This window comes from Salinicola sp., from assembly GCF_982684285.1.
The window spans coordinates 20,785-27,063 of record NZ_CEXLVS010000018.1; the positions used below are offsets into that span (position 1 = coordinate 20,785).

The 6,279-nt window shown below is 59.6% G+C and carries 5 protein-coding genes and 1 pseudogene; 1 reads left to right on the forward strand and 5 read right to left on the reverse strand.

All coding sequences use genetic code 11. From position 1 onward, the window contains the following. Positions 1-287, forward strand: a pseudogene (locus AC3AYF_RS03140) (cytochrome b); the annotation flags it as partial. 227 nt (positions 288-514) lie between these two features. On the opposite strand, the gene egtD reads toward AC3AYF_RS03140, so the two are convergent. The 5 genes from egtD to AC3AYF_RS03165 all read right to left on the reverse strand — a co-directional run. Beyond that, a complete protein-coding gene (gene egtD, locus AC3AYF_RS03145) occupies positions 515-1,492 on the reverse strand; it encodes an L-histidine N(alpha)-methyltransferase (protein WP_295035916.1) in 978 nt (325 codons plus the stop codon). Then, positions 1,489-2,796 carry an ergothioneine biosynthesis protein EgtB gene (gene egtB, locus AC3AYF_RS03150; protein WP_295035915.1) on the reverse strand — a complete coding sequence of 436 codons (1,308 nt, stop codon included), beginning with the start codon at positions 2,794-2,796 and terminating at the stop codon, positions 1,489-1,491. Before egtB ends, egtD begins: the two co-directional genes overlap by 4 nt. Before the next feature lie 63 nt (positions 2,797-2,859). Continuing rightward, the gene (locus AC3AYF_RS03155) at positions 2,860-4,269 is read right to left on the reverse strand and encodes an NADH-quinone oxidoreductase subunit N (RefSeq protein WP_295035914.1); all 1,410 of its coding nucleotides are present in this window, start codon (positions 4,267-4,269) and stop codon (positions 2,860-2,862) included. Then, complete coding sequence (locus AC3AYF_RS03160; RefSeq protein ID WP_204352899.1) at positions 4,269-5,756, reverse strand: NADH-quinone oxidoreductase subunit M; 1,488 nt, start codon at positions 5,754-5,756, stop codon at positions 4,269-4,271. Before AC3AYF_RS03160 ends, AC3AYF_RS03155 begins: the two co-directional genes overlap by 1 nt. Beyond that, a partial coding sequence (locus AC3AYF_RS03165) for a hypothetical protein (RefSeq protein ID WP_295035913.1) occupies positions 5,753-6,279 on the reverse strand: 527 nt, incomplete at its 5' end. The genes AC3AYF_RS03165 and AC3AYF_RS03160, both read right to left, overlap by 4 nt.

Below are 6,279 nucleotides of genomic sequence, written 5' to 3' on the forward strand. Positions count from 1 at the left end.
ATCGGCCGCTGGGAACGTTGCTGTTGGGGCTGATCGCGCTTCGCGCACTCTGGGCGCTGATCAATCTGCCTCGCCGCCCCGCCTATGCCGGCAAACTGGGAAGAATAGCGGCTTTTTCTTATCTACTACTCTATCTGCTGATACTGGGAATACCCGCCCTCGGGCTCTACATGACTTGGCTCGGCGGCCAGCCCTTCACGCCGCTGGGCATTCCGCTATTCGACGGTGGCAGCGCCAACAGCAAGCGCATGATGTTCGCTCGCCAGTGGCATGGCTGGCTGGGCTGAACCCTGCTAACGCTGATTATCGTTCATGCCGGTATGGCACTGCTTTGGCACGGCCTGATACGCCGTGACGGCATAATCCGCCGAATGACCGGGCCCCGGCGCCACTGATATTTGTTCAACCCAAGGCGCCGAGGGCTGTCAGGCAGCAGCGATGGGGTTGTGCAGTATCCGCACTAAACCAACCAATGCTACTTTTGTGATTTTTGAGCGGTTAAGAGAGATAGTATCTATCTCTCTAGATAATGAACACTAAACAGAGCGGCGTCATCGACCCACTCAGCTCTAGCTTGAAAGCCCGCACGTCCAGCTAAAGCCTGGAATCCCTCGATCGTGTATTTATAGGAATTCTCGGTATGCAGGGTCTCTCCCGCCTCGAAGCGGAAGACCTCGCCGGCCACCTCGATCTCCTGGATAATATCGCTGACCAGGTGCATCTCGATACGCGACTGTGCTTCGTTGTAGAACGCCAGATGCGAAAAGCGTTTCGGATCGAGATCGGCCTCGAATTCGCTGCGCAGCCGCTCGAGCAGATTGAGGTTGAAGGCGGCCGTTACCCCCGCTACATCATTGTAGGCGGCGTTGATGATTGTGTTGTCCTTGACCAGGTCGACGCCGACCAGCAGGCCACTGCCCGCAGGCAGCAATGAGTGCAGGCCCTGTAGAAATGACTCCGCTTCCTGCGGTGTGAAGTTGCCGATGCTCGAGCCGGGAAAGAACGCTACCGGATGATCACACGCCATTCCTTCGGGCATCGTCATGCGCCGAGAAAAGTCGGCACAGGCGGCATGAACCTCCAGCCAGGGATAATCGGCTGCGAGACGGCGTGTACTATCCAGCAGGAAATCACGGGAAATATCGATACCCAGATAGCGCGTCGGTCGCACCGCCTCGAGCAACAGGCGAACCTTGCGGCTCGCTCCGCTACCCAGCTCGATCAGTGTGGCGTCCCGCCCCACCACATTGGCGATGTCATCGGCGGCATCGCGCAGGATCGCTTCTTCCGTGCGTGTGGGATAATACTCTGGCTGTACGCAGATCTGGTCGAACAGCTCCGAACCGCGCAGATCATAGAAGAACTTGGGCGATGCCGTCTTGGGCGTCGACCTCAGGCCTTGAAGCAGCTCGTCTCGTAGCGACATCGAGGCAACCGGAGGCTGCTGATCGTAGAAGTGCACGGCCGTTGCCGTGTTCGACATCATGGTCATGCTCGTGCCTCCTGTGCCAGACGGAATCCGGAAAATGCCCAGCGGGCGTGCGGGGGGAAAAAGTTTCGATAAGTGGGACGGATATGATCCTCCGGCGTTGCGCAACAGCCGCCTCGCAAGACCATCTGCCCCGACATGAACTTGCCGTTGTACTCGCCCAGGCTCCCCGGCAGCGTCTTGAACCCTGGATAAGGCCGATAGGCGCTGCCGGTCCACTCCCAGACATCGCCGAACATCTGTCCCGGTACTTCTGTTAGCACTGCCGCTGCCACAGGCTGCAGATGGTCCTGCTCGACGAAGTTACCCTGCATGGGTACATCACCAGCTACCGCTTCCCACTCAGCTTCGGTCGGCAGCCGGGCTCCGGCCCACTGGGCATAGGCCTCGGCCTCAAAGAAACTGACGTGGCAGACAGGCGCATTCAGATCGACCGGCACCAGGCCGCCCAGCGTAAAGTGATGCCAGATGCCATCTCGCTCGACCCAATAGAGCGGTGACTTCCACCCCTCGGTCTTGACCGTGGCCCAGCCGTCCGCCAACCAATGATCGGGCCTGTCGTATCCTCCCGCCTGCATGAACGCGAGGAACTCGCCATTGGTCACCGGGCGGTCGGTGATCTGGAAGGCTTCGACGAACTGACGGTGTCGCCCCATCTCGTTGTCGTAGGCAAAACCCTTCTCGGCTTCATCATGCCCAATCAGCCGAACCCCGGCGGGATAGCCATGCCACCGAAGCTCGCCGGCCTCAAGTGCGGACGGCGGCGCCAGGTCGTCTCGGTAGACGGGGCCGAGCGGGTTCTGGGCCAGAATATGCTTGATATCCATGAACAGCAGCTCCTGGTGCTGCTGCTCGTGAGGGAGTCCCAGTTCGACACGCCGGAGGATCTCCGGCAGGTGTTCCTGCGGTGGGTCGTTGAGTAGTTCTTCCATCGCACGGTCAATATGCGCGCGATAGCGATAGACGTCGTCAACGGTAGGTCGTGAAATCATGCCGCGGTCGGAACGCGGAAACGGCGTACCGTGGGTCTCGTAATAGGAGTTGAAAAGGTAGTCGTACGCGGGATCGAGAGTCTGATAAGCGGGATGAAAAGGCTCAAGGATAAACGCTTCGAAGAACCAGCTGACATGGGCGAGATGCCACTTGGGCGGACTGACGTCCGACATGCTCTGCACCATGTAGTCTTCCTTGTGCAGCGGCGCGCAGATCATTTCGGTGGCGGCACGGACCCGCTGATAGGCGCGTAGCCATTCTTTCGCGTGGATGCTATCGGGCGTTTCGATAGCCAAATCTTGAGCAGGTGACATAAGTGATTCCCTCCTGAGTACAACTCCATGAATGGCTAACAGGCATACTCGGCCTGCTAGCCGCTACATCGCGAATCCGATGGCACTTGTATATTCGACCAGGACTTCCGCCCCCAAGCCAATAGCCAGGATCAATAGGCCGGCAATGACCATCGTGATCCTCGTCCATTGGCCTGGCAGCACATGAACGACGGGCCTGGAATTGGCGAACATCATTGAGGCAACGATGCGCAGATAATAAAACAGCGAGACGACGGTATTGGCGGCGGCCGCGAATGCCAGCCAGGCGTATCCTCCTTCGAGCGTGACCTTGAATAGCATCAGCTTGCCGAAAAACCCGACAAGCGGCGGGATACCGACCAGAGACAGCAACGACATGATCAGAACCACCGTGGCGATCGGCGCCTTTTTCACCAACCCTTGGTAATCCTCCAATGCGGTGCGCCCTCTCAGGTATGTGACCACAGCGAAGGCCGCCAGATTGGCAATGGCGTAGCTCGCGAGAAACAACACCAATGCGGGCAAAGCCTGATCGCCAACGCCCATTACCACGATCGCCATCAGGGCATATCCGGACTGGGAGACCGATGACCAGCCCAGCAGGCGCCGCACGTCTGTCTGCCGCAGTGCAGCCACATTGCCCAGCGTCATGGTCGTGACAGAGATCACAGCGACAATCGCTCGCCAGGCGACGTCTGGCGGTAGCAGGGACACAAAGCGCGCCAACGCGACGGCGGCGCCAATTTTGGGGATCACGGTCAGAAAGGCAGCTGCCGGGGCCGGTGAGCCCTGGGCGACATCGGGCATCCAGGCATGGGCCGGGAAAGCTGCCAGCTTGAAAGTCAGGCCCAGCACGATACAAGCGGTGGCGATGGTCAGTGCCAGGCTGTCACTTCCTCCAGCCAGCCCCTGGGCGACTTCCGTATAGCCGGTATTGCCGGTCAGGCCGAACACCACCACCACACCGATCGTCAGCAAGGCATTGGTGAGAGCGCCGATCAGAAAATACTTCATGCCGGCTTCCAGAGCGGGCGCCCAGCCACGGTGATAGGCAGCCAATGGGTAACTGGCCACCGAGGACAACAGCACGCCCAGCACCAACTCCATGGTGTCGCTGGCCGACGCCATCATGACGACGCCCAGCAGGGCGAACAGGAGCAATGCGTAGTACTCACCATGTCGGCGATCGGTCTGCATCCATTCAGGCGACATCGCGACGACCAGCGCCCCGGCGATCAGCACCACCAGCTTGCTGGAGATCGCCACACCATCCAGCGCCCAGACCCCGGAGAACGTCAGCTGCGGCGGTCCATCCCACTGCGCAAGAGTCAGCCCCGCACTAAGGGCAATCGTCAGCAGGGCCAGAACGGCTGCCCAGTGATGCTGTTGCTGCCGAGTAAAGGTAGCGAACAGAACAATGATCACGGCGCCAAGCGTCAGACTGATTTCCGGCAGTACGTCACCGATAGGCATCAGTGGCCTCCCACCAACAGCGTCGCGGAGGCTTCTATCAACGTCAGCAGGAACTGCGGAGCGACGCCGATAACCACGAAACCTGCCGATAGCACGGCGAGCACTCCCCACTCTGTGGCATGCAGATCCTCGAACTGGTCCCAGCGTTGAGGCATCGTTCCGAAGAATAGTTTCTGCAACATCTGTAAAAACAAGGCAGCCGTGACCAGAATGCCCAGCACGCCAATGACGGCAAGCCAAGGATAGACGCCAAAGGTACCGACAAAGATATGGAATTCCGCCACAAAGCCGGCCAGGCCAGGAAGGCCTAGACTGGCAAACGACGCGAGCACGGCAAACGCGGTCAGCAGCGGGGCCTGCCGGAGCAGCCCCCCATAACTGTCCAGATCGTACTCCTCGGTGCGCTGCCAGAACGAGCCACAGATCAGGAACAGCGCCCCGGTAATCAGGCCGTGCGCCACCATTTGCACCGTGGCCCCTACCAGAGCCAACTCACGAGCGTATCCCGCCTCCTGAACCAATGCGCCAGCCACCGCAATCCCGAGCACCGTATAGCCCATGTGATTGATCGAGGTGTAGGCAATACGTCGCTTCAAATTCTTCTGGCCGAGTGCCACGAAGGCGCCATAGAGAATGGATACGACAGCCAAAAGCGCGATGATCAGGGCATAACGGGAGAACGTCTCTGCCATCATCGAAAACGGAATGCGGATGATCCCGTAAGTGCCCATCTTGAGCAGCACTCCGGCAAGGATCGCCGAGGCCGGACCCGGGGCATCGACATGCGCTTGCGGCAGCCACGTATGGACGGGCACGACCGGCGTCTTGATGGCGAAGCCAAGCATCAGGGCGAGGAACACCAGACCGCCAGTGACTCCCGCCCCCGCGAGTGGCTGCTGTTCGATCAGCACACGCATGTCAAAGGTATGCGGTTCGACCGATAGATAAAGCCCGATGATCGCCAACAGCAGCAGCAGCGAGCCGCAGAAGGTGTAAAGAAAGAACTTGAATGCGGCTAGCTGAGCCTGGCCGTGCCCCCATCGACCGATCAGGAAAAACATTCCCACTAGACTCAAATCGAAAAAGACATAGAAGAGCAGCAAGTCCAACGCCAGAAAGACCCCGAGTGACACGGACTGCAGAAAAAGCATCCAGGCATAGTACTGCCGAGGCTGGTTCTGGGTGTTGACGGGGTAAGCGATACTGGCAGCGAAGACAACTGCGCTCATCGTCGCCACGGCCAGCGCAATGCCATCCACGCCCAACCTGTACCCCATACCCAGGCTGGGGACCCAGGGCACCTCCTCGACGAACTGGAAGAGAGCACCTTGCAGGTCGAACTGTAGCCACACCCAGGCCAGTAACAATACGGGTAACACCGAGACCACGATGGCAAACAGGCGAGCCGTGGCCTCGGTCCAACGGCATGAAATAGCGAGTACGAGAGCCCCCAGCATGGGGAGTCCCAAGGCTGCAGTGAGAATCAAAGGAGCGCTCCTATGCCCAGGATTATCAGGATCGCGGCGAGTCCTGCCGCGATGCCGGTGTAGTAATGATGCGTTTGGCCGGTGTGGGCCTGGCGCGCCGATTGACCCACCCAGTCGATACCTTTCGCCAGCTGGCTCGTCGCGCCATCGAGCACACCTTCGCCACGACGATCGCCCATTTTGGCCAGCCATGCTCCGAAACGGGCACTGGCTTGGATACCCGCATCCACCACGCGATCATCGAAGCGCGCGAGGCCATGGCTGAACGCCATCATTGCGCCCACACCACGTTCGGCCAACGTCGGCAGGCCGAACCAGTCCGCCAACTCGGTACGCCTGGCACTTTGTCGACCTGAGTCTGATACCTCACGACGTACCGCCCAGACACCCAGGACAATGCCCGACGCCACCAACAGTAGCGATACGATCAGTTCCCATGGCTTGGATCGGGGAAGATCGACTGATAAGAGATCAGCAAGACGGGTTCCGACACCAGGCCACCAGAGTAATGACAGCACCAGCG

Coding starts and splice junctions, on each gene's coding strand:
- AC3AYF_RS03155 (WP_295035914.1), bottom strand. CDS start 4,269: ATGCCTATCGGTGACGTACTGCCGGAAATCAGTCTGACGCTTGGCGCC.
- egtB (WP_295035915.1), bottom strand. CDS start 2,796: ATGTCACCTGCTCAAGATTTGGCTATCGAAACGCCCGATAGCATCCAC.
- egtD (WP_295035916.1), bottom strand. CDS start 1,492: ATGACCATGATGTCGAACACGGCAACGGCCGTGCACTTCTACGATCAG.